20 protein-coding genes are annotated in these 22,891 nt (G+C 60.1%); 9 read left to right on the top strand and 11 right to left on the bottom strand.

Translation table 11 applies throughout. The features are described 5' to 3' along the window. Entirely contained in the window at window positions 1-534 is a 534-nt protein-coding gene (locus Q1B16_RS16830; RefSeq protein ID WP_299791433.1) for an SH3 domain-containing protein, read from the bottom strand. Between the two features lie 138 nt (window positions 535-672). On the opposite strand from Q1B16_RS16830, the gene Q1B16_RS16825 reads away from it, so the two are divergent. The 5 genes from Q1B16_RS16825 (at window position 673) to Q1B16_RS16805 (ending at window position 7,149) form a co-directional block, all read left to right on the top strand. Continuing rightward, entirely contained in the window at window positions 673-2,988 is a 2,316-nt protein-coding gene (locus Q1B16_RS16825) for a DNA topoisomerase IV subunit A (protein WP_299791430.1), read from the top strand. Window positions 2,989-2,998: 10 nt separating this feature from the next. Continuing rightward, complete coding sequence (locus Q1B16_RS16820) at window positions 2,999-4,174, top strand: DUF898 family protein (protein WP_299791613.1); 1,176 nt, start codon at window positions 2,999-3,001, stop codon at window positions 4,172-4,174. Then, entirely contained in the window at window positions 4,171-5,292 is a 1,122-nt protein-coding gene (locus Q1B16_RS16815) for a M48 family metallopeptidase (protein ID WP_299791427.1), read from the top strand. The genes Q1B16_RS16820 and Q1B16_RS16815 overlap by 4 nt, the downstream gene beginning before the upstream one ends. A gap of 168 nt (window positions 5,293-5,460) precedes the next feature. Next, complete coding sequence (locus Q1B16_RS16810; protein WP_299791423.1) at window positions 5,461-6,219, top strand: electron transfer flavoprotein subunit beta/FixA family protein; 759 nt, start codon at window positions 5,461-5,463, stop codon at window positions 6,217-6,219. Continuing rightward, window positions 6,220-7,149: an FAD-binding protein gene (locus tag Q1B16_RS16805; RefSeq protein WP_299791419.1), complete on the top strand. Its 930-nt coding sequence runs from the start codon at window positions 6,220-6,222 to the stop codon at window positions 7,147-7,149. Window positions 7,150-7,201: 52 nt separating this feature from the next. On the opposite strand, the gene Q1B16_RS16800 is transcribed toward Q1B16_RS16805, so the two are convergent. Continuing rightward, window positions 7,202-8,020 (bottom strand): DUF6473 family protein, encoded by an 819-nt coding sequence (locus Q1B16_RS16800; RefSeq protein ID WP_299791416.1) that lies wholly within the window; start codon window positions 8,018-8,020, stop codon window positions 7,202-7,204. A gap of 149 nt (window positions 8,021-8,169) precedes the next feature. Here Q1B16_RS16800 and Q1B16_RS16795 point away from each other — a divergent pair, with 149 nt between their 5' ends. Next, window positions 8,170-9,045 (top strand): 3-hydroxybutyryl-CoA dehydrogenase, encoded by an 876-nt coding sequence (locus tag Q1B16_RS16795; protein WP_299791412.1) that lies wholly within the window; start codon window positions 8,170-8,172, stop codon window positions 9,043-9,045. Here Q1B16_RS16795 and Q1B16_RS16790 read toward each other — a convergent pair. From Q1B16_RS16790 to Q1B16_RS16760, 7 genes are read right to left on the bottom strand one after another with little or no spacing between them, the layout of a single operon-like run. Continuing rightward, entirely contained in the window at window positions 9,042-9,923 is an 882-nt protein-coding gene (locus tag Q1B16_RS16790; protein ID WP_299791409.1) for a lysophospholipid acyltransferase family protein, read from the bottom strand. The genes Q1B16_RS16795 and Q1B16_RS16790 overlap by 4 nt on opposite strands. Window positions 9,924-9,971: 48 nt before the next feature. Further along, window positions 9,972-10,250: an HPr family phosphocarrier protein gene (locus Q1B16_RS16785; protein ID WP_299791406.1), complete on the bottom strand. Its 279-nt coding sequence runs from the start codon at window positions 10,248-10,250 to the stop codon at window positions 9,972-9,974. A 27-nt stretch (window positions 10,251-10,277) separates the two neighbouring features. Next, a complete protein-coding gene (locus tag Q1B16_RS16780; RefSeq protein WP_299791403.1) occupies window positions 10,278-10,679 on the bottom strand; it encodes a PTS fructose transporter subunit IIA in 402 nt (133 codons plus the stop codon). Then, window positions 10,676-11,599 (bottom strand): RNase adapter RapZ, encoded by a 924-nt coding sequence (rapZ, locus tag Q1B16_RS16775; protein WP_299791400.1) that lies wholly within the window; start codon window positions 11,597-11,599, stop codon window positions 10,676-10,678. The genes Q1B16_RS16780 and rapZ overlap by 4 nt, the downstream gene beginning before the upstream one ends. A 16-nt stretch (window positions 11,600-11,615) precedes the next feature. Continuing rightward, the gene (locus Q1B16_RS16770; protein WP_299791397.1) at window positions 11,616-12,056 is read right to left on the bottom strand and encodes an HPr kinase/phosphatase C-terminal domain-containing protein; all 441 of its coding nucleotides are present in this window, start codon (window positions 12,054-12,056) and stop codon (window positions 11,616-11,618) included. Window positions 12,057-12,064: 8 nt separating this feature from the next. Further along, window positions 12,065-13,780: a sensor histidine kinase gene (locus Q1B16_RS16765; RefSeq protein WP_299791394.1), complete on the bottom strand. Its 1,716-nt coding sequence runs from the start codon at window positions 13,778-13,780 to the stop codon at window positions 12,065-12,067. A gap of 2 nt (window positions 13,781-13,782) precedes the next feature. Beyond that, entirely contained in the window at window positions 13,783-14,487 is a 705-nt protein-coding gene (locus tag Q1B16_RS16760) for a response regulator transcription factor (RefSeq protein ID WP_299791391.1), read from the bottom strand. Window positions 14,488-14,831: 344 nt separating this feature from the next. Here Q1B16_RS16760 and Q1B16_RS16755 point away from each other — a divergent pair, with 344 nt between their 5' ends. Beyond that, window positions 14,832-16,430 (top strand): phosphoenolpyruvate carboxykinase, encoded by a 1,599-nt coding sequence (locus Q1B16_RS16755; protein WP_299791388.1) that lies wholly within the window; start codon window positions 14,832-14,834, stop codon window positions 16,428-16,430. Between the two features lie 215 nt (window positions 16,431-16,645). Beyond that, complete coding sequence (locus Q1B16_RS16750; protein WP_299791385.1) at window positions 16,646-18,334, top strand: acyl-CoA dehydrogenase family protein; 1,689 nt, start codon at window positions 16,646-16,648, stop codon at window positions 18,332-18,334. A gap of 66 nt (window positions 18,335-18,400) precedes the next feature. Here the strand turns inward: Q1B16_RS16750 and Q1B16_RS16745 are convergent, their stop codons facing one another. Beyond that, a complete protein-coding gene (locus Q1B16_RS16745) occupies window positions 18,401-20,902 on the bottom strand; it encodes an FAD-dependent oxidoreductase (RefSeq protein WP_299791382.1) in 2,502 nt (833 codons plus the stop codon). A gap of 110 nt (window positions 20,903-21,012) precedes the next feature. Then, window positions 21,013-21,423, bottom strand: a complete 411-nt coding sequence (locus Q1B16_RS16740) for a hypothetical protein (RefSeq protein ID WP_299791379.1) — start codon at window positions 21,421-21,423, stop codon at window positions 21,013-21,015. Between the two features lie 334 nt (window positions 21,424-21,757). Between Q1B16_RS16740 and Q1B16_RS16735 the strand changes: the two genes are divergently transcribed. Then, window positions 21,758-22,804, top strand: coding sequence for a rod shape-determining protein (locus Q1B16_RS16735; protein WP_299791376.1), 1,047 nt, complete (start codon window positions 21,758-21,760; stop codon window positions 22,802-22,804). The last annotated feature ends 87 nt before the right edge of the window (window positions 22,805-22,891 follow it).

The following is a 22,891-nucleotide window of genomic DNA, read 5'->3' as shown; positions in this document are numbered from 1 at the left end:
TCAGTTGGCAGCCGTTACGAGCCATTCAGCGATCCAGCCTTCATCCCCGGTGACGGTGTCGCGCAGATGGAGCCAGCCATTGCCTTCGTCCTTGAGCACCTCAATCATATCGTTGCGGATCAACTGCCCCACCACCGCGTAATCGGTGCCCGGTCCGCCACGAACATTCACCCGGTCTCCATCGACAAAGCGCAGGTCGGGGCGTGGTTCCTCCACCGGCTGCACCGCTGTGGCAGCGACTTCGACGACGGGCGTCGGATCGCTTTCCGGCTCAGAAACATCCACTGTGTTGACCGGATCTTCTTTCTCAATCGGCTTGATCAAAGCACGAGCTTGGGCGATGTCCGTAAGCCCAGCAACAGTTGTATCCGCCCGCGCCACGATGGTCAAAGCGGGCTCCGGGTCCGAAACGAAGGGCTTCGGCTCTGCGAAGACGGTGACCGAATTGCTACCGGGTTCGAAATCGGACCCTCCGGACAGTTCGTAGAACGCGACGCCCATGAGTGCGAATGCAACCAAAATATACTTGTTCATCTCAATCCCCCAATGCGGTCGCACGTCAGCTCGCCGGAACAGGAATATCGCGATTCTTTGCCCACGCCGAATGGGAAAGAGAAAAAATATTCCCGCAATTGCTTTACGGCCTCAGGGGCGGTGAGTATCACATCATCTATGGTTGATGATGTCGACGACCCCAAGATGACCCCCCGCGACTTTGCGGAACCGCTACGCCGAGCGATCGGTGAGCGGTACCTGACCTATGCGTTGTCGACGATCATGCACCGGGCGCTGCCCGACGCGCGCGACGGGCTGAAACCCGTGCATCGCCGTATCCTTTATGCAATGCGCGAACTCCGGCTGAGTTCCACCGGGGGTTTCCGCAAATCCGCCAAGATCAGCGGCGACGTGATGGGCAATTACCACCCGCACGGCGACGCCGCGATCTACGACGCGATGGCGCGGCTCGCGCAGGACTTCAACGTCCGCTATCCGCTGGTCGATGGACAGGGCAATTTCGGCAATATCGACGGCGATAATCCCGCCGCCGCGCGCTATACCGAAGCGCGCCTGACGGCAGTCGCCGAGGCGCTGCTGGACGGGTTGAACGAGAACGCGGTCGATTACCGGGCGAACTACGACGGCACCCTCGAAGAACCTGTTGTTCTTCCCGCGCAATTTCCAAACCTTCTTGCCAACGGCTCCAGCGGCATCGCCGTCGGCATGGCGACAAACATTCCGCCGCACAATATCGCGGAACTGATCGACGCCTGTCTGCATCTGATCAAGGTGCCGGACGCGCGCGACGATACGCTGCTCAACTACGTGCCAGGGCCGGATTTCCCCACGGGCGGCGTGATCGTCGAAGACCGCGAAACCATCGCGCAGGCCTACCGCACCGGGCGCGGGTCGATCCGCTTGCGCTGCCGTTGGGAGGTCGAGGATCTTGGCCGTGGTCAATGGCAGATCATCGTCACCGAGATCCCGTATCAGGTACAGAAATCCAAGCTGGTCGAACGGCTGGCCGAACTGATCCAGACCAAGAAGGTCCCGATCCTTGCCGATATCCGTGACGAATCCGCCGACGACATCCGCATGGTGCTTGAGCCGCGCTCCAAGAACGTGGACCCGGATGTGTTGATGAACATGCTGTTCCGCAACTCCGATCTGGAAACGCGGTTCAGCCTGAACATGAACGTCCTCATCGACGGGCTGACGCCCAAGGTCTGTTCGATGAAAGAGGTGCTGCGCGCCTTCCTTGATTTCCGGCGCGAAGTCTTGATCCGGCGCAGCCAGCACCGGATGGACAAGATCGACCACCGGCTCGAAGTGCTGGAGGGCCTGATCGTCGCGTTCCTGAACCTGGACCGCGTGATCGACATCATACGCTACGACGAAGAGCCGAAGGCCGCCCTGATGCGTGAGGACTGGGGCAAGGATCACCCGCGCGCGCGCGACGAGGCCGACTATGTCTCGCCTCCGATGGTCGGCGATGACGAGGAACTTGGCCTCACTGAGGTTCAGACCGAAGCCATCCTGAACATGCGGTTGCGGTCGCTCCGCAAGCTCGAAGAGATGGAGCTCGTGGCAGAACGCGACCGCCTGATGGAGGAACGCGCGGGGTTGGAGGACCTCCTGGAAAGCGGCGATTTGCAATGGGACGCCATCGCGGACCAGTTACGCGAGACCAAAAAGACCTTTGGCAAAAACTACGTCGGCGGCGAGCGCCGCACCACCTTCGCCGAAGCAGGTGTCGTCGAGGACGTCCCGATCGAGGCCATGATCGAGCGTGAACCGATCACCGTGGTCTGTTCCGAGATGGGCTGGATCCGGGCCATGACCGGCCATATCGACCTGAATCGCGAGCTCAAGTTCAAGGATGGTGACGGACCACGCTTCATCTTCCATGCAGAGACCACCGACCGGTTGCTGGTCTTTGGAACCAACGGCCGCTTCTACACTCTGTCCGCCGCCAACCTGCCGGGTGGCCGGGGCATGGGTGAACCGCTGCGCCTGATGGTGGATCTGCCCAACGAGGCGGGGATCGTCGATCTGTTCATCCACCAGCCGGATCGCAAACTCCTTGTTGCCTCCAGTGCGGGCGACGGGTTCGTCGTGCCCGAGACCGAAGTCGTGGCCCAGACGCGCGCGGGCAAACAGGTGCTCAACGTCAAGGGCGACGTACGGGCCAAGTTGTGCAAACCTGTGACCGGCGACGCGGTCGCAGTCGTTGGCGAAAACCGCAAAGTTCTGGTCTTTGCGCTGGACGAACTACCTGAGATGGGACGCGGGAAAGGCGTGCGGCTGCAAAAGTACAAGGACGGGGGCCTCTCGGATGCAACCACCTTCACCCTGGGAGAAGGCCTCACCTGGCGCGACCCGGCAGGACGCACCAGAACGGAAACAGACCTCGGCGAATGGACCGGAAAACGCGCCAGCGCCGGACGTATGGCCCCACGCGGCTTCCCCAGAGACAACACCTTCACCTGATCCGGACAGGCTGACCACAGACGTCGTCGGTCATCGCAGCGCGCTTTTCTGGCTGGCCCTGAAAACCGGCGTCCTGACCGTGCTGACATTGGGCTTTTACCGCTTCTGGATGCGCACCCGCTTGCGACGCTGGTACTGGTCGGCCATCCGGCCCGGTGGCCATCCGTTGGAATATGTCGGCGACCCGGTCGAAAAACTCCTCGGATTTCTGTTCGCGGTGGTGGTTCTGGCCTTCTATATCGGCGTCGTGAACCTTGTCTTGATGTTCGCGAGCTTCTCGCTGTTTCAGGACAACTTCGCCGCCTATGTATCGAGCCTTGTGGGCGTCATCCCGCTCTGGTTCTTCGCCCAATACCGGGCGCGCCGCTATGTCCTCGCCCGCACGCGATGGCGCGGGCTGCGGTTCGGTCTTGAGCCCGGAGCCTGGGGCTATGCATGGCGCGCGGTGGTGCATTGGCTCGTCACAATTCTGAGCGCTGGCCTTTTGCTGCCGCGGATGACGTTCTGGCTTGAAAAGTACAAGGTGGACCGCACGTTTTTCGGGACCGCGCGCATGACGCAAGGCGGCACCTGGACGATGCTGTACCCGGCGATGAAACCGCTCTTTCTCGCCCTCGGGATCGGCCTACTTGGCGGCGCGGCGATCCTGTCCGAGAATATCCCGGTTGGCGCGGGCCTTTGTGTGATCGCTGGGTTTGTCGGATTCTATGGACTGTTCCACTACCGGGTTGAGACGCTCCGGCGTTTGACGGAAACGAAGTCGATCAATGGCGTCAGCTTAGATCTTGCGCCCAATGCGTTCCGAGTCATGATGATCTACGTGCTTGGAAGCCTGCTGGCAGCATCGGCTGTTTTCATCCCGATGGTCCTGTTGGGGATCTTGCTGTTGCTGATCCAATCCGCCGACATGCTGGCCGAAATGGGGCTTGAGGATACGATCGCGCCGATCGCCGGGTTGGGGCGCTACGCGATTATCGCCATCAGCGTGATGATCTATTTTTCGATCTTCCTGCTGTGGAGCGCTTTGACCAACGTATTCGTCACGCTGCCGGTGATCCGCCACTATTTCTCCACCCTCACCTTGTATCCCGCTGCCGCTATTGACGACATCAGACAACGCCCGCGCGATGAATTCGCAGAGGCTGAAGGCTTTGCCGACGCTCTGGATGTGGGGGCATCGCTATGACCGTTCTTCGCATCGGCCGCGTGCCAGAGCCGTTCTCCGCGACGGGAACCTATTTCGACGGCACCCGCGCCCGTCCCGCGACGATCACTCTGACAATCGACGAAGAGGCGCAAACGCTGGTCGGCTTGGCCGACACCGGAGCCAGGCTGCACTGGCGACTAGCGGACATAAGACAAATACCGGATCAGGCCGGGGGCGATCAGATGGTCATCCAGCGCGCCGATGATCCGGTGCAGCGCATTCTCTTGCCGGATGATGGCTTGGCTCCGCGCCTGCCCAACCGGACCAAACGCCCGACCGTTACGAAACGTGGACCTCTTCTTGGCTGGGCGGCTGCCGCAGTTGCATCTGTCGCGCTGATCATTTTCGTCCTTGTGCCGATCATGGCGAACCAGTTGGCGCGGTTCATCCCACCGGACGGTGAGCGCGCCTTGGGCGAGGTCACACTGGATCAGATCCGCAGTGCGCTCGACCAGACCGGGCTGAACCCTGTCCCACTCTGCGACAACCCGGAAGGCGTGGAGGCGCTCGCCAAGATGGAGGCGCGGTTGCAAGATGCGCTTCCCGAAGGCCAAAGCCTCACCGTATCGGTTCTGGATCACGGCATGATCAATGCCTTCGCTCTACCCGGCAACTACATCGTGTTCTTTCGCGGCCTGATCGAGAAGGCGCAATCCCCCGAGGAGGTCGCCGCCGTGTTCGCGCATGAAATCGGCCATGTGGTCAGCCGCGATCCAACGCGGCACGCGCTGCGATCCGCCGGGTCTCTGGGCGTGCTCGGGCTGCTGTTCGGTGACTTCGCCGGCGGCGCGGCGGTTCTCTTGCTGGCGGAACGCCTGATCGAAGCGCAGTACAGTCAGGAGGCCGAAGCCGATGCCGATGTCTTCGCCCACGCTGTCCTGCGCGACGCGCAGATCGCGCCCTCGGCCTTGGCAACAATGTTCGAACGGTTCCGCGAGATCGGAGGAGAGGCAAGCCCCTTCGTCGCTCATTTCCTGAGTCATCCCGCCTTGGGAGATCGCATTCAGGCAGCACGGGATGCCACGCCGGAGGGGTTCGAAGGCGTTCCGGTCCTCACCGCGCAGGAATGGCGCGCGCTGCAAAACATTTGCGAATGATGCTGCATCAGAACAATCGGCGGCAAGATTGGCGAAAAACGCGGCGTCCTTTGGCGCTAACGTGACGATTTTGCCCTGTTTCCCCTGCCCGGTGTTCGTTATCCCTTGCCGGGAAGACATATCAGAATCGCAACTCCGTCTGCGATAAAAAACGAGAGGAACGCGCTTATGAAGGTCCTTGTGCCTGTCAAACGTGTGATCGACTACAACGTGAAGGTTCGTGTCAAAGCGGACGGGTCCGGTGTCGATCTCGCCAATGTCAAAATGTCCATGAACCCCTTTGACGAGATCGCCGTAGAAGAGGCGATCCGCCTCAAGGAAGCGGGCAAGGCCGACGAAATCGTCGCGGTCAGCATCGGCGTCAAGCAAAGCCAGGAAACCCTGCGCACCGCACTTGCGATGGGCGCGGATCGCGCGATCCTCGTCGTCGCAGCAGAGGATGTGCATCAGGACATCGAACCGCTGGCCGTGGCCAAGATCCTTGCCGCCATCGTCAAGGAAGAAGAGCCGGGCTTGGTTCTGTGCGGCAAGCAGGCTATCGACAATGACATGAACGCCACCGGCCAGATGCTCTCGGCCCTGCTCGGCTGGAGCCAGGCGATGTATGCCAACAACGTCGATATCGACGGCGATCATGCGGTTGTAACCCGCGAGGTCGATGGCGGTTTGCAGACCATCAAGGTCAAGATGCCGACCATCATCTCGACCGACCTCCGCCTGAACGAGCCGCGCTATGCTTCGCTGCCCAACATCATGAAGGCCAAGAAGAAGCCTTTGGATGAAAAGACAGCCGCCGATTACGGCGTCGACGTCGCCCCCCGCCTCGAGATCGTGAAGACGTCCGAGCCGGAAGAGCGTGCCGCCGGGATCAAGGTTGGTTCCGTGGACGAGCTTGTGGCGAAACTCAAAGAAGCGGGGGCTGTGTAAATGGCTGTACTTCTGATTGCAGAAATCACCGATGGCGCGCTGGCGATGGACGCCACCGCCAAGACCGTAACCGCCGCGAAAGCCTTGGGCGACGTGACGGTTCTGGCCGCAGGCGCCTCCGCGAAAGCCGCGGCAGACGAAGCCGCGACAATCGAAGGCGTGTCGAAAGTCTTGCTGGCCGAGGATGACCTTTACGGGCACCGCCTCGCGGAACCGGTCTCGGTCCTGATCGCATCGCTCGCCGGGGATTATTCGCACATCGTGGCGCCCGCGACGACGGATGCCAAGAACATCCTGCCGCGTGTCGCAGCCCTTTTGGATGTCATGGTTCTCACCGACGTGACCGCCGTGGTGGACGCCGACACGTTCGAGCGCCCGATCTACGCCGGCAACGCGATCCAGACCGTGAAATCCTCGGACGGCACAAAGGTCATTTCGTTCCGGACGTCGACCTTTGACGCAGCACCGACAGGTGGCTCGGCTGAAGTTGAGACGATCTCGTCCGGCGACAACCCCGGCCTCTCCGAATGGGTCGAGGATAAAGTTGCCGAAAGCGACCGCCCAGAACTTACCTCTGCCGGGGTCGTCGTGTCCGGTGGCCGTGGCGTCGGGTCCGAGAGCGATTTTGCGATGATCGAAAAGCTCGCCGATACGCTCGGTGCCGCCGTCGGTGCCTCGCGCGCCGCGGTCGACTCGGGCTTTGCGCCGAACGACTGGCAGGTCGGCCAGACCGGCAAGGTCGTTGCCCCCGATCTCTATATCGCCGTCGGCATCTCGGGTGCGATCCAGCACCTTGCGGGCATGAAAGACAGCAAGATCATCGTCGCTATCAACAAGGACGAAGAAGCGCCGATCTTCCAGGTTGCGGATTACGGCCTTGTTGCCGACCTGTTCGACGCCGTCCCGGAATTGACCGAAAAGCTGAGGTAAACGTCAGTTAAGAATGACAAAGACCGGCGCGCCCCCAATGGGCGCGCCGTTTTCATGTCAGGACGCCTTCAACTGCTCTGGAAACGGCGGCAGCCACCGCGTCATGCGCCGCCGGGCCCGGTAAGTGTTCGGCCCGCGACAATTCCATCGCCGGCACATGCATTTCGTCGCATCCAGCGTGCCATTGGGGTGGAACCACCTCGATCAGTGAATGGACATGCGGCTCCAGCGGGCGAACCGCCCCGCGTGTCAGAAAGGGCTCCTCTGCCGCAGGATCATCCGCGATTTCGGACAGGGTCGATGGTGCGAACCACAACAAGAAAACTGTCCCGTTCATCTGGGCGATCAAAGTGCGCATCCGCGCTTGCCATGCAGCACGCGCTTCGGCGGCGACGATTGCGAACCGCTCCGGGCAGATCGCATGAAGCCGGGCCAACAAATGGCGCGTGAAATGCACTTCGGTATAGTCCATCTCCGGGTAGAGCGACTTCAGCGCCTCCGACGCCTTGAGAAATCGGTCATTCCGACGCGGGTGCACCGAATAGAAACGATTGGATGTATTGTGCGTGCAGGTCAGCTGAACAACCGTAATCTGGGCATGCGCTGCGGTCAGAAGAGCACCCGGATCGTTCAGATATGCATCGATCCCCGCGTTCTCGACCCCCAGATTGACCACGGTTGTCCCAGTGCGTCCCTCAAGCGACGTTGGCCAAGGCCGCGAAAGGTAGCGCCCGTAGACACCGCAACCGCCAAGACAGGCGATGTAGGGAGATCGCAAAGCCCTGCGCGGCCCCCTGAACCACAAGCGAGACCCATTGTATCGACATGGCGCATAATCAATCGCTTGATCGCGCGTTGAGGAAATCTCCATATCCCCACCCCTTCTCTTTTCCCGCTACCGAAATTGGGGCGATTCGGTTCTCAAAACGCTAAAGTTAAATTTCGACCGAACCGTCCGATCCACCTTGCAGCGCCCTGCCCCAACAGCCATTGTTGCGGCGAAGCGAACGGAGCAAATGCATGACGGTCAATTCAATCGGAGTTGTCGGAGCGGGACAGATGGGCAATGGCATTGCCCATGTCATGGCGCTCGCGGGCTATGACGTCGTCTTGAACGACATCAACGAAGACGCTCTGAAACGCGCGGTCGACTTGATCGAGCGGAACATGGACCGGCAGGTCAGCCGCGACAAGATCACCCAAGACGCGCGGGATCAGGCAATGGCGCGCATCGTCACGACGAACGATCTGCCACAGGTCGCCAAGACCGATCTCATCATCGAAGCGGCAACCGAGGAAGAGACGATCAAGCAAAAGATCTTCGACAGCCTGCTGCCACATCTCGCCGACCACACGATCCTGACCTCGAACACCTCGTCCATCTCCATCACGCGTCTGGCGAGCCGTACGGACCGGCCGGAAAAATTCATGGGCTTCCACTTCATGAATCCGGTTCCGGTCATGCAGCTCGTGGAACTGATCCGCGGTATCGCCACGGATAAGGAGACCTATGACACCTGTCTGGGCGTGGTTGAGAAGCTCGGCAAAACGGCAGCCTCAGCCGAGGATTTCCCAGCCTTCATCGTCAATCGCATCCTGATGCCGATGATCAACGAGGCGGTGTATACGCTTTACGAAGGCGTCGGAAACGTGAATTCCATCGACCAGTCGATGAAGCTTGGCGCGAACCACCCGATGGGTCCGCTCGAACTTGCCGATTTCATCGGGCTCGACACCTGCCTCGCGATCATGAACGTGCTGCACGACGGTTTGGCGGATACCAAGTATCGCCCCTGTCCCCTGCTGACGAAATACGTTGAGGCCGGGTGGCTTGGCCGGAAAACGCAGCGCGGATTCTATGACTACCGAGGCGAAACCCCGGTTCCGACGCGCTAGGATCTTTGCCCCAAAGCCATGGTCGTTTCCCGCAGGCTCGACACGAAATCGCGGCTGCGTCCTGCGTAGGCTTCGATCGCATCTGCGGGAATGGGTTCGCCGACAATCGGGGCCTGCGGTTTGCCACAGGCGTGAATGACCTCGTGGATCAGCAAACCCTGCCGGATCGTCGCCGATAAGCGATTGGCGATCTGGTAGGCCCGGGAGTTTTGGCCAGGAAAGAAAACCGGCACGACCGTCGCGCCAGACCTCTGGATCAGATTTGCCGTAAATGGATTCCAGTTCCGTTCGATCGCCGGGCCGAAAAGACTGTCGCTCGATGCAACGACGCCCGACGGGAACAGTGCGATCACACCGCCGCCTTTGAGATGGCTCATCGCCCGGCTGCGCATCTCGAGACTTTGCTCGCGGGCATCTTCCTCGTGCGGGAAAGGCACCGGGATCATGAATTCCTCGATCTCGGTCACACCCGTGAGAAGCGAACGTGTAAGGATCTTGTAATCGGTCCGCACCCGCCCGATCAGCTCTGCAAGGATCATGCCGTCGACCAGACCGTGCGGATGGTTCGCGACGACGATCACCGGCCCGGTCTTCGGAATGCGCGCGATCTGCTCCGGCGGCGTTTCCAAGGCGATCTTCATCAGACCAAGCGCCTGACCCCAGAAGGCTTGTCCTTCGGCGGGGCCCATCCGTTCGAAACGACGCACGAGACGCAGCAACGGGATCTTGCCGGTCATCCATTCCATCGCGCGGATCGTGTTGGATTTCCAGGGGTTGGTGAACGTGTTGGCGTAGCTCAGCTTGCGCTTGTCGTAGGGCACCTCTGCCGGCGCCAGAGGGCGCGCGTCGGTCGATGAATGCTGATAGCTATCAACCATAGTGCGGTATGTCGTCCTGTTTTCCGGTTGCCCATACCGACCCGAGGGTCAGTTGCCTTCTCCAAACCGATCAGCCACCAATGTCTCGATTGCGGTGGCAAGGGCCTCTGCGTCCGGCCCTGAGGTGACTACCTCAATAGAGGTTCCTTTGGAGGCTGCCAACATCAAAAGCCCCATGATGCTGTCGCCGGAGGCGCTCATCCCGTCCTTGCGAACTTCGGCCGTTGCGTCGAAACCTTCGACAACCTCGACCAGTTTCGCCGACGCCCGAGCGTGCAATCCCTTCTCATTCACGATTTCAAGAACGCGCTGCGCCGTGGCGGACATATAGACGGGCCTCCCTAACCCTTGTGATCAGGCGCTCTGATCAAGAGTTATGTCTTGGCTGTCAATGTATTTCCGGCCTGCATCCAAAGCGGCGCGCACCGCTTCCGGCACCGTTTTATCCCGACTTTTGGCAAGTTTGATCAGCATCGGCAGGTTGGCGCCGTACACGATCCGGCGGTTCTCCGGCTGGCACGCCCGAAGGCTAAGGTTCGACGGTGATCCTCCGAACATATCGGTCACGATCACCACGCCGTCGCCGGTATCGACCTCGTCGGCCAAGGTGCAAATTTCGTTTTGCTTGGCGTCGCGATTGTGGTCGGCATCAATCGACACTGCAGCCATGCCGGGCTGATGGCCCACGACGTGTTCGACGGCGGCAAGATACTCATGCGCCAAACCACCGTGAGCGACGATCACGATCCCAATCACTCTGCCACCTTTTCGCGATCCGGCAGATCTGAGCTGCCGGCGGCCACGATCCCCCGTCGGGCCAGTTCCTTGTGCGCAATTGACACCCGCCAGCCGTCCTCTGCAAGCGTTCTCGCGATCTCTTCCGTAACGACAACCGACCTGTGTTGCCCTCCGGTACACCCGATGCCAATCGAAAGATGCGTTTTGCCTTCCTCTTCCATCTCGGGAAGCAGAAATGTCAGCATATTGGTGATGCGATCGACGAAAGGGCCGAACCGGGTATCCGATGTCACATGGTCTCTGACATCATCCGCAAGTCCCGTCTTGTCCCGCAAGTCATCCTGCCAATGCGGGTTCGACAGGAACCGGCAATCGAAAACCATATCGACCCCGTGCGGGATACCGCGCTTGTAGGAAAAGGACTGAACCGCCACGGAAAGCGTCTGTGACGACGTATCGGCGAACCATTTGTGCAATTCGGCCTTGAGGTCATGCGGCGACAGCAACGACGTATCGATCACGATATCCGCGCGGTCGAGGACCGGCCGCAACAGATCGATCTCGCGGGCGATCCCGATTTCCGGCGTTTCCTCCTGCGCCAAGGGATGCCGACGACGCGTTTCCGAATAGCGGCGCAACAGAACATCCGGTCGGCTGTCCAGAAACAAGAGCACCGCGTTCCCTTCGATGCGGCCCACCAGGTCGGCATGCAATTCGATCAGGCTTTCCGCAGAGAAGTCGCGGTTTCTCACATCGATCCCCAATGCGAGCGGTCGGTCGATCGGGCCACCATCGAACAGGCGCGGGATCATCCGCAACGGAATGTTGTCAATCGCTTCGAAGCCCATGTCCTCCAGCACGTTGATCGCAGTCGACCGCCCGGCGCCAGACGGCCCGGAGACGAGGACAACCCGATTCCCGTTCGGTTGGATCGACATGCGTTTTGTTCCGTATTCAGGAAGACTGACGTCGAATTTCTTCCGCACGTAGATATTGCAGAATTGCGGCAGGGAAATGCTGCGACTCGACATTGTGAAGCAATGGAAATGTTTGTGCGTGGTATGTGATCGTCCGATCCGGGGGCAGCCTATCCGTTTCGATTTGGTCCATATCGACCACAACGCACAACTTCGCGGGGGACAGGTATCGCGCATGCAGGAGGCCAACACCCCGCGCCTCGATCAATCCGCAAAGCGGTTCCGGGCAAGTCAGGACGACACTATCAGCGGCACCGGTCAAAATCACCCGGTCGTCCGCGACGAGCGTCGCGCCCCGTGCCATCATCTCGAGCGCGAGAGAGGATTTGCCCGAACCAGAGGCACCTTTCAGCAGCACGGCCTGACCATCGACCGCAACCGCCGTGGCGTGAAGGGTCAGCGCGCCGTCTTCGGACATGGCAACGCTCAGAGAGGCAAGCCGACGACGAACCGCGCACCTAGCGGTTCGGAGGTCGCATCCGCTTCGGTCGGACGGATATTCTCGGCCCAGATCACGCCGCCATGCGCCTCGACGATCTGCTTTGAAATCGCGAGGCCCAGACCGGAGTTGTTGCCGAAATCGTTTTCAGGGCGCTGCGAATAGAACCGTTTGAAGATCTTGGTGAGGGCCTCGTCCGGAATGCCCGGGCCAGTGTCCTCGACCACGATCAGGACCCTGTTCTCGCGGCGGCGCGCCCAAAGGCGGATGGCATCGCCATCTTCGCAAAAGCTGATCGCATTGGTGATTAGGTTAACAAAGACCTGCGCCAGACGCGCTTCCAGCCCGTGCAACATGATCGGACGATCCGGCAAATCGGCGATGAATTCGATGCCCCGGCGTTTGGCGTCTTCGCCAAGGAACTGCGCAAGATTGCCAAGCATGTCCAGAAGATTGAATTCGGCCTCTTCCTCTTTTACCAGTTCGCTGTCCAGGCGGGATGCGTTGGAAATATCGCTGACCAGCCGGTCCAGACGACGGACATCATGGTCGATGACATCGAGCAATCGGTCGACCTGATCCGGTTTGCGCGCAACGCGCAACGTTCCAACCGCAGACCGCAATGAGGCCAATGGGTTCTTGATCTCGTGTGCGACGTCCGCCGCGAATTGCTCGTTCGCATCAATCCGGTCGTACAAGGCTGCAACCATACCGCGCAACGCGCCGGAAAGGCGGCCGATCTCGTCCGGACGGGCCGTCAGATCTGGAATGCGGATGCGCCCCGAGGACACATTGCGGCGGTTTCGGTCGCGCCCAACTTCGGCCGCGTCGGCGAGGTTGGAAATCGGGTTAGAAATCGTGGAGGCCAGGACAAGGCTCAGGCCGATGGACACGAGCGTGGCGATGACGAACATCTGCAACACGTTCTCACGCTCAAGGCGCACCGCTGCGTCGATCTCGGGCGCGTAGCTGACGAGGGCGATTGTACCGGCAACACCGGTTTCGACCTGGATCGGACTTAGCGCCGTGAAAATGGTTTCGCCAAGCGGACCTTCCGCGCGTTCGATCCGCGTCAGTGTCGGGTCGGTCTCTTCGATCTGTCGGCGCAAGATGTCTTCGAGCGTGAGAGCTTCCAGCCCTTCTTCAGACCGGAAGACCGACGATACGCTGTTCCACACGGTCATCAGGAAGTCAGAAATGACCGTCGGTTTCTCTGACGCCGGCAACGGCTGGCCGGTCTGATCCGCGCCATTGATATCGCCGACAAGGAACCGTGCGGCATCGAAGATGAACACCCGCAGACCGGGCCGCATTTCAAGATTGTCGAGCGTGTCGCCGACATCGATCCCCACCCCGGTGCCAAGGTTGACGGTGGGTTCTCCCAAGGCCTGCGCCTCAAAAACGTCGGCGATGAGTTCTGCTTCGATCCTCACCGACTCCGCTTTCTGTTCGGCAAGCGTGTCGCGCGAGGAGTTCAGGAACAGGATCCCCGCCACCAGGAAGTTGAGGGCGACGAGGTTGAAGGTTATGATCTTCCGGGTCAACGGAGACCGGTTGAGCGCAAAAAGACCCCGCTTTTCCCGGATGCTGCGCACTTCGGATTCAACGGTTCTGTCGGGGGCGACCCAGTCGTCCCCGAGCACCACATCCGCATCCTTGCGCCCGCCGGCTTTTGAGTGGGTCACGCCCTCAACCAGTGCCATGGTTACTCTTCGTTGTAACGGTAACCGATCCCGTAGAGCGTTTCGATCGCCGAGAAATCATTGTCGACGGTGCGCATTTTCTTGCGCAGACGTTTGATGTGGCTGTCGATCGTCCGGTCATCGACATAAACCTGATCGTCGTAGGCCACATCCATCAACTGATCCCGCGACTTGACGAAACCGGGACGCTGCGCAAGGGCCTGCAACAGAAGGAATTCGGTGACGGTCAGGGATACATCCTGCCCCTTCCAGGACACCGAGTGACGCAGCGGATCCATCGTCAGATTGCCGCGCACCATGAGTTTGGTTTCTTCAACCTCGGTCCCGGCAGCATCGCCGGAGATGGCATCCTGACGTCGGAGAAGCGCGCGGATACGTTCGACCAGAAGACGTTGCGAAAACGGTTTCTTGACATAGTCATCCGCTCCCATGCGCAGGCCAAGAACCTCGTCGATCTCATCGTCTTTGGAGGTGAGAAAGATCACCGGCATCTTGGATTTCTGACGCACCCGCTGAAGCAGGTCCATGCCATCCATCCTTGGCATCTTGATATCAAAGACGGCCATATCGGGCATTTTCTTGTTAAATGCATCCAACGCGGCCTGTCCATCGTTGTAGGTTTCAACCTCGAAACCCTCTGCCTCAAGGGTGATCGCGACCGATGTCAGGATATTCCTGTCATCGTCCACAAGGGCGATTTTCGACATGGAGTGTGTTCCTTGTACTGCTCTCAATTATGTTTTTTCCGACATTATGCGTCTTTTTTTCCTTTGCGCCAATGCAATTTTGCGAATCACTCCGCAGCGGTGCCTTTATTGAGACCGAAAAATCCTTACGGATGGCTAATTTGCATCACACCCGCCGGCGAAGCAGCGCCATGGTTGCGCTAAACTCGTTTTGGTTGCGCTAACTGCGCGATTGCGTCCTGTTCAGTTTCGGAAGCGACATGCTAAGACGCCTGTACCCCCGACGCCCCGTCGCGGGTGGGACGCCGCCTGCGCGCCCCCATGTTATACTGCCGCAGATCATCGCGGCTACAGGAGCTTGGCAAATGACATTTGGACGGGTGAACCCGGAATTCCGGCTGGAAGATCAACAGATCAACGGGCTTGGCAATGTCTATTACAACCTCACAGAGCCGGCTCTGATCGAAGCCGCACTGAAACGTGGTGAAGGCACGCTGGGCAATGGTGGGGCGTTCCTCGTGACCACCGGGAAGTTCACAGGCCGGTCCCCGAAGGACAAGCATGTCGTCAAAACCGACAGCGTCGCCGACACGATCTGGTGGGACAACAACGCGCCGATGTCGCCCGAAGGCTTTGACGCGCTCTACGCCGACATGCTCGAGCACATGAAGGGTCGCGAATATTTCGTTCAGGATTTGACCGGTGGTGCGGACCCCAAACATTCCATCGACGTGCGCTTCATCCAGGAACTTGCGTGGCACAATCTTTTCATCCGCCACATGATGCGCCGCCCCGAACGGGAAGACCTCGACAGCTTCACGGCGGATTTCACGGTCATCAACTGCCCGTCCTTCCAGGCCGATCCAAAAAAGCACGATTGCCGCTCGGAAACCGTGATCGCGATGAACTTCGACAGGAAGCTGATCCTGATCGGCGGGACAGAATACGCGGGCGAGAACAAGAAATCCATCTTCTCGCTGCTGAACTACCTTTTGCCGGAAAAAGGCATCATGCCGATGCACTGCTCGGCCAATCACGCCGTTGGCAATCCGGTCGATACAGCGATCTTCTTCGGCCTGTCCGGCACCGGCAAGACAACGCTGTCCGCCGACCCGAACCGCGTTCTGATCGGCGACGACGAACACGGCTGGTCGGATCGTGGTACTTTCAACTTCGAAGGTGGCTGCTACGCGAAGACGATCAACCTGTCCCCCGAGGCAGAGCCCGAGATCTACGCGACGACAACCAAGTTCGGCACCGTGATCGAGAACATGGTCTTCGATCCCGAAACCTTCGAACTGGACTTCAAAGACGACAGCCTGACCGCAAACATGCGCTGCGCCTACCCGCTCGATTATATCTCGAACGCATCTTCGACAGCGCTCGGTGGGCATCCGAAGAATATCATCATGCTCACCTGTGACGCGTTCGGCGTGCTGCCCCCGATCTCGCGTCTGACGCCTGCGCAGGCCATGTATCACTTCCTGTCGGGCTTTACCTCCAAGGTGGCCGGAACCGAACGCGGTGTCACCGAACCGGAGCCGACCTTCTCCACCTGTTTCGGCGCGCCCTTCATGCCGCGCCGGCCCGAGGTGTACGGCAATCTACTGCGCGACAAGATCGCCTCGCACGGCGCGACCTGCTGGCTGGTCAACACCGGCTGGACCGGCGGCGCCTACGGCGCGGGCGAGCGAATGCCGATCAAGGCAACCCGCGCGCTTCTGACCGCAGCACTTGACGGCAGCCTTGCCGAGGCGGAGTTCCGCAAGGACCCGAATTTCGGCTTCGAAGTGCCGGTCAAGGTCGAAGGCGTGCCGGACATGCTGCTCGACCCGCGCCGCACCTGGAACGATAAGGACGCCTACGATGAACAGGCAGCCAAGCTGGTCCAGATGTTCGCCGACAACTTCGCGCAATACGTGCCCTATATCGACGATGACGTGAAAGCGGCTGCCATCGGCTAAGCTGCCTGCGTCGAAAGGCGCTTGGAAATAGCGGGGCGCGCGCACCATACTCTGGTGCACTCGCCCCGTTTTTTTCTGCATCTGCAATGGGCACCTCGCCGCAAAGCAGCAATCTCACACGAAAGATTGGAACAAATCGCAGGCCTGCTGGGTATTTTTGTTGCGCTGCACCTGCAAAGTAGATATCCAGCGGCAAAGCTGAAAGGACACGATTCATGGCCCATGACGGACAAGACTTGACCCTGACGACCGAAACCATCCTGCCCGACCTGCTGAGCCTCACCGGCGCTGCCGTGGACCCCGCCAATAAGGTGCTTGAAAAAGCCGCCGCACGCGTCCGCGACATGGTGGAATCCGAGGGTCGCGTGTCCGGCGCGCTGATCGAGGAAAACCAGACCGCCGCACACGGCCTTGCATGGTTGGCGACGTACGTCGAATCTCTGCGCCAGATGCAGGGTTGGGCCGAGCGCCTGGATGCCGATGGCAAGTTCGGCGAGGTCGAGCAGCTTATCCACCAGATCGCGTTCGGCGAATATCTCTGGCAGATCTACGGCGGCATCCAGATGAACCAGGGCGAAATTGTCCGCCTTCAGGACATCGGCCTCTCGCAAGATGATATGCGCCTTCTGATGACACCTGAGGTCATGCGCCTGACGCAAGAGGGCAATACACAGGCGGCGCGCATTCGTCTGGTCGAGCTGATGCAGGAACGCAGCGCGGAACTGACCGTCGGGGCCTGCGGTCTGGACGAAGAGCTCGAAATGATCCGCGAGCAATTCCGCCGCTTCTCTCTCGACAAGGTCGAGCCCTACGCGCACGAATGGCACCTCAAGGATGAACTCATCCCGATGGAAATCATCGATGAGCTGGCCGAGATGGGCGTCTTCGGCCTGACCATCCCCGAAGAGCATGGCGGCTTTGGTCTCTCCAAGAATTCCATGTGCGTTGTCTCTGAAGAACTGTCGCGCGGATATATCGGGGTCGGTTCCCTTGGCACTCGGTCCGAGATCGCGGCCGAACTGGTCATCGCCGGCGGAACGGATGAGCAAAAGGCAAAATGGCTTCCCGGTCTCGCATCAGGTGAAATCCTGCCGACCGCCGTGTTTACCGAACCGAATACAGGCTCTGACCTCGGGTCGCTCCGCACCAAAGCCGTGAAGGACGAAAACGGCGATTGGATCATCAACGGCAACAAGACCTGGATCACCCACGCCGCCCGCACCCATGTGATGACGGTGCTGGCGCGCACCGTGCCGGACACCTCCGATTATCGCGGCTTGTCCATGTTCCTTGCCGAAAAGACACCCGGCACCGACGAAGCGCCTTGGCAGGACCCGGGCATTTCGGGCGGTGAGATCGAGGTGCTCGGCTATCGCGGCATGAAGGAATACACGCTCAACTTCGACGACTTCAAGGTCAAGGGCGAGAACCTCCTGGGGATGGAAGAAGGCAAGGGCTTCAAGCAGTTGATGGAGACGTTTGAGTCGGCTCGCATCCAGACCGCCGCCCGTGCCATCGGCGTCGCGCAATCCGCGCTGGACGAGGGCATGAAATACGCACAGGACCGCAAGCAATTCGGCAAAGCGCTGATCCACTTCCCGCGCGTCGCATCGAAACTCGCGATGATGGCGGTCGAAATCATGATCGCGCGTCAGCTCACCTACTTCTCGGCCCGCGAGAAAGACGAGGGGCGTCGCTGCGACCTTGAAGCCGGCATGGCCAAGCTGCTGGGGGCTCGCGTGGCCTGGGCGGCTGCCGACAACGCGCTGCAAATCCACGGCGGAAACGGCTTTGCGCTGGAATACAAGATCAGCCGCATCCTCTGTGATGCGCGTATCCTTAACATCTTCGAAGGGGCCGCCGAGATTCAAGCGCAGGTCATCGCGCGACGGCTTCTTGGCTGAGCGGGGATTTCAGAGACCCGTTTTCCGTTAACGGAAAACTGCGGATGCGTTAACGCATCCGCGTTCTCACCCGTCTTGTCGGATCGCCTCGTTCTTGGGATCGTACGGGCTGTCTTCGACCACCTCGGCATCCCAAAGCCGATCGAACATCTTGACCTTGAGCTTGGTCCCCGGAACCGCCAGTTCGGGCGTCACATATCCCATGCCGATGGATTTCCCGAACGCCACCGAATAACCGCCCGAGGTTAGACGCCCGACGCGCGTCTCCCCATCATAGAGCGCCTCGCGCCCCCAGGGATCGGCATCCTCCGGTCCGTCGATCAGCAACGTGCAGCACTTCGACCGTATACCGGTCTTTTCCAACGCCGCCTTGCCGTGAAAGTCCTTCGACAGGTCGATAAAACGCGGCAGATCGGCTTCGAGCGGCGTCGCATCGCGGCCCAGCTCGTTGCCGAAGGCGCGATAGGATTTTTCCTGCCGCAACCAGTTCTGCGCCCGAGCGCCGACCAGTTTCATGTCGTGCCCGGCCCCCGCCGCCATCAACTGATCCCACAGGTAGTTCTGCATCTCGATCGGGTGATGCAATTCCCAACCCAGTTCGCCCGTATAGGCCACCCGGATCGCCCGCACCGGGCACATGCCCAACTCGATGTCGCGGCAGGTCAACCATGGGAAGCGTTTGTTGCTGAGAACCGTTGCCGGATCGGCATCCTTGACGATCTCGTTCAGCACATCACGAGATTTCGGTCCGGCGATGGCAAACACACCCCATTGCGTGGTCACATCCTGAATCTCGATATTGCCGAACTCACCTGCTTTATCCTCGGCCGCCTTCTTCAGGTAATCGGCGTCATAGGCTGTCCAGGCCCCTGCCGAGACGAGGTAATACTCATCCTCACCCAACCGCACGATGGTGTATTCCGTCCGGGTAGTGCCGTGATCGGTCAGCGCATAGGTCAGGTTGATGCGGCCAATTTTGGGCAGCTTGTTGCAGGTGAACCAATCCAGAAACCGGGTCACCCCCGGCCCTTTGACCACATGCTTGGTGAACGCCGTCGCGTCGATCAGACCGACGCCTTCACGGATCGCCTTGGCTTCGTCGACGGCATATTGCCACCAGCCACCGCGACGGAACGACCGCGCGTCGTGGTCGAAGGTTTCCGCCGCATCCAAAGGCCCGTAGTAGTTCGGACGTTCCCACCCGTTCACACAGCCGAACTGCGCGCCCAGCGCCTTTTGTCGATCGTACGCTGGCGCCGTACGAAGCGGACGACAGGCCGGGCGTTCCTCGTCAGCGTGGTGCAGGATGTAGACGTGCTCATACGCCTCTTCGTTCTTGCGCGCAGCGTATTCGGTGGTCATCCACGACCCGTAGCGCTTGGGGTCGAGCGAGGCCATGTCGATCTCGGCCTCCCCTTCGACCATCAACTGCGCAAGATAATACCCCGTACCGCCCGCAGCCGTGATCCCGAAGGAAAACCCTTCGGCCAGCCACATGTTGCGCAATCCCGGTGCGGGCCCCAAAAGCGGATTTCCGTCCGGCGTATAGCAGATCGGACCGTTGAAATCGTCTTTCAGACCAACCGTTTCCGAGGTCGGAATCCGGTGGATCATGCTCATGTATTCCTCCTCGATCCGCTCCAGATCGAGCGGAAAGAGATCGGCGCGAAAGCTGTCCGGCACGCCGTATTCAAAACGCGCGGGCGCGTTGCGCTCGTAGGGGCCAAGGATCCAGCCGCCGCGTTCTTCGCGCACATACCATTTGGCATCGGCATCGCGCAGCACGGGATGCTCCGGATTGCCGGCCTTGCGCCATTCGACCAGCGCCGGGTCGGGTTCGGTGACGATATACTGATGTTCCACCGGAATCGCCGGGATCTTGATCCCCAGAAGTTTTGCCGTGCGCTGCGCGTGGTTGCCGGTGGCGGTCACGACATGTTCGGCATGGATCACCGTCTGTTCGTCGGACGGAACAAGATTGCCGCCCTTCTCGACCATCTTTGTGACGGTCACATCCCAGTGGTCGCCGGTCCAGTGGTACGAATCTACCTGCCACTTGCGTTCGATCACGACGCCGCGCTGGCGCGCGCCCTTGGCCATCGCCATCGTGACGTCGGCGGGGTTAATGTACCCATCCAAAGGGTGATAAATCGCGCCAACCAGATCCTCGGTGCGCAACAGCGGATACCGTTCGTTGATCTGCGCGGGCGACAGCCATTCATAGGGCACGCCGCAGGTTTCGGCTGTGGTGGCGTAAAGCATGTATTCGTCCATGCGCGCCTGGCTTTGCGCCATCCGCAAATTGCCGACGACCGAAAACCCCGCGTTCAGCCCGGTCTCCTCTTCAAGCGTCTTGTAATACTTGATCGAATAATCGTGGATATGTGTCGTCGCGTAGGACATGTTGAAATACGGCAAAAGCCCCGCAGCGTGCCATGTCGACCCGGACGTGAGTTCGTCCCGTTCGAGCAGCATCACATCGTCCCAGCCCGCACGCGCGAGGTGATAGGCGATCGAGGTGCCGACGGCGCCGCCGCCGACGACCAAAGCTTTGACATGCGTTTTCATGGGTATTCACTCCGAGGCGTTTGACCCCGTGAATACCGTTGCGCCGACCGCGCCGCCAAACCTTCCCGACACGTTGCGGCAGGAAAACGACGCGCAGGCGATTCAAGCCGTCATTGAAGAGCGCGCGCCCGCGGCAAGAGCGATGAATCCGGTGCCAATCCACCATCCGCAGCCGCGACTTCGATTTCTGTCTCGACGGAACTTTCAGGATCATCGACGATGACCACAAGCGGATCACTCTCGTCAATCACGCTGCCATCCTCGGTAAGACCCGCAAGTTCCAATACGCCGGATCGGGACGCCCACGCGTAGCCGCTTGCGATGCCGGAATGGGCGACTGCGAATACGTCGCCAGCCTGATCCCCGTAACGATCGACGACCGAGGCCTGATACTGTGCGAAGGATAAATCATAGTCGGCCGCTTTCGCCTGCTGTGTGTAATCCCACAGCCCAATGACGGCAGCCGTGCCCGCGCCGAGGAAGCTCAGCTTTGCAAGTCCTTTAGCAAATTTGACAACCATGTGTCCCTCCAGATGAGTTGTGTTTATTCTGGGCCGTGCCGGTGATCTCAATGCGTCAACACAATGGCCATAAGTCGGCGCGGTACACTCTTTCGTCATCGATCCCTTGGAAATCCGCGGGTTTAAGAGAAATCGTCGATAATTTGCTGACAATTGGCGCTTCTTGGACCTTACGACCCTCCCCTAAGTCCGCGTTCACTGTCGTGTGGCAGATTCACGCTGGCAAAGCGCGTTCTGGCCCTTTCGCCCACTGCCCAGCAGACCTATAAGACCCTCGGCTTGTGACCCGACAGAGTCGCAGGCCTAAGACTTATTGGCTTGGGGCAAATCGCAGATGTTGGGACTCGACAAATTGCTGGGCATGTTCTCGTCGGACATGGCCATCGACCTTGGGACAGCGAATACGCTTGTCTACGTCAAAGGGCGCGGTGTTGTCCTGTCCGAGCCCTCTGTGGTCGCCTACCACATCAAGGACGGTCAGAAAAAAGTCCTCGCCGTCGGCGAAGACGCCAAGCTGATGCTGGGTCGCACGCCCGGCAGCATCGAGGCGATCCGCCCGATGCGCGAAGGCGTGATTGCCGACTTCGATGTGGCCGAAGAAATGATCAAGCATTTCATCCGCAAGGTGCACAAACGCTCCACCTTTTCCAAACCCAAGATCATCGTCTGCGTCCCGCATGGCGCGACCCCGGTTGAGAAACGCGCGATCCGCCAGTCGGTACTGTCGGCAGGCGCGCGCAAGGCCGGTCTGATTGCTGAACCCATCGCAGCGGCGATTGGTGCGGGCATGCCGATCACCGACCCGACCGGCAACATGGTGGTCGATATCGGCGGCGGGACGACCGAGGTCGCGGTTCTGTCGCTTGGCGATATCGTCTACGCCCGCTCCGTCCGTGTCGGTGGCGACCGGATGGATGAAGCGATCATCAACTACCTGCGCCGCCAGCAGAACCTGCTGGTGGGCGAATCGACAGCGGAACGCATCAAGACGTCCATTGGCACCGCGCGCATGCCTGACGACGGGCGCGGCGCGTCAATGCAGATACGCGGGCGCGACCTCTTGAACGGTGTGCCCAAAGAAACCGAGATCAGCCAGGCCCAGGTGGCAGAGGCCCTGTCCGAGCCAGTCCAGCAGATCTGCGAAGCGGTGATGACCGCCCTCGAAGCGACCCCGCCGGACCTGGCCGCCGACATCGTAGACCGGGGCGTCATGCTCACCGGCGGTGGCGCACTTCTGGGCGATCTGGACCTTGCACTGCGTGAACAGACCGGGTTGGCGGTCTCCATCGCCGATGAAAGCCTGAATTGCGTGGCCCTGGGCACCGGCAAGGCGCTGGAATACGAGAAACAACTGCGCCACGCGATCGACTACGACAGCTGACCGCACACCCATTTGCGGAACTCTATGCTAAAAGGGCTCGCAACCTGATCCGAAAACCAATTCCCACTTTTCGGGTAGCGCTTGGAA

It is taken from the genome of uncultured Marivita sp. (genome assembly GCF_947488135.1).
Lineage (GTDB): Bacteria > Pseudomonadota > Alphaproteobacteria > Rhodobacterales > Rhodobacteraceae > Marivita.
This window is presented reverse-complemented; position numbering and strand designations above follow the sequence as displayed.